Origin of the sequence: Pseudomonas sp. PSPC3-2 (genome assembly GCF_049897085.1) — a bacterium.
Lineage (GTDB): Bacteria > Pseudomonadota > Gammaproteobacteria > Pseudomonadales > Pseudomonadaceae > Aquipseudomonas > Aquipseudomonas paraveronii.
Window position 1 is genome coordinate 1 of record NZ_JAFCVO010000042.1, and the last position, 1,257, is coordinate 1,257.

At 55.1% G+C, this 1,257-nt stretch carries 2 protein-coding genes; both read left to right on the plus strand.

Annotation, left to right across the window (positions count from 1 at the left end; all coding sequences use genetic code 11):
• The first annotated feature begins 72 nt into the window (after positions 1–72).
• Complete coding sequence (locus ACP7CJ_RS28805; RefSeq protein ID WP_276193552.1) at positions 73–375, plus strand: transposase; 303 nt, start codon at positions 73–75, stop codon at positions 373–375.
• The gene (locus ACP7CJ_RS28810) at positions 372–1,208 is read left to right on the plus strand and encodes an IS3 family transposase (protein WP_276193551.1); all 837 of its coding nucleotides are present in this window, start codon (positions 372–374) and stop codon (positions 1,206–1,208) included. Before ACP7CJ_RS28805 ends, ACP7CJ_RS28810 begins: the two co-directional genes overlap by 4 nt.
• The last annotated feature ends 49 nt before the right edge of the window (positions 1,209–1,257 follow it).

Here is a 1,257-nt window from a genome sequence, read left to right on the forward strand (position 1 = left end):
CTGAACTGGCCTAATGATTTTGGACACTTCAATCGGGCGCTATGATGGCGCCCAAATCTGAGGTGTTTGGATATGCGTAAATCTTATTCGAGTGAGTTCAAACTCAAGGCGGCCAGCATGGTGCTGGACGAGGGGCAGTCGGTTCCCGACGTCTGTGCCAGTCTGGATATTGGCCCGACTGCGTTGCGCCGCTGGGTCGATCAGGTTCGCAAAGAGCGGCTGGGCTCGACTCCGATTGGCGCCAAGGCTATTACCGCCGATCAACGAGAGATTCAGCAGCTCAAAGCGTTACTCAGGCAAAAAGACCTGGACATCGAAATCCTAAAAAAGGCCAGTGCTCTCTTGCTGTTGGACGCCAAAGATCATTCACGTTGATCTGTGAGCTGGACGAGCAGTACGGCGTTAACAATTGCTGTCGGGCGTTCGGTGTTAACCGCAGCAGCTTTTACGCCTGGCGTCAGCGCCAAGGCAAGGTGAAACCTGAGCGGGAAAAGCTCAAAGCCGCCCTGGTCGAGCATCACAAGGAGTCCAGAGCATCTGCTGGATCGCGCACTTTAGCTAAGGAACTGCAAGCCAAGGGGCATCGCGTCGGGCGGTACATGGCGCGCAGCCTGATGCGTGAAGCGGGCGTCATCAGTCGTCAACGCCGGCGGCATAAGTACAAATCATCCGGCGTGGAAGCGCTGGTAGCGCCGCATGTGCTCAAGCGCCAGTTTGATGTCACAGCGATCAACCAGGTGTGGTGTGGCGATGTGACGTATATCAAAGTCGGCAAGCGCTGGATGTATTTCGCGGCAGTTCTGGATCTGTTCGCTCGCCGGATTGTGGGGTGGTCGTTTTCGATGATTTCCGATGCCACGCTGACCTGCGAAGCGTTGCGAATGGCGGTCGAGTTGCGAGGCCGTCCAAAAGAGGTGCTGTTTCACTCCGACCAAGGCTGTCAGTACACCAGCCACAAATTCAGGAATGAAATGCGCAAGCATGGACTCCTGCAAAGCATGAGTCGCAAAGGTGAGTGCTGGGACAACGCCCCGATGGAGCGTTTCTTTGGGAGCCTTAAATCAGAATGGGTACCAGAAGATGGCTACAGCTCAGAGCATGAAGCCCGAGTGGATTTGCAGCGTTATTTGATGCGTTACAACAACGTCAGGCTCCACAGCTACAACGGCTACCGGTCGCCGGTAGCTATGGAGAAACTGGCGGCGTGAAACCTTAACTGGTGTCCAAAATTAGTTGACCAGTTCAAGCCCCCTCCCA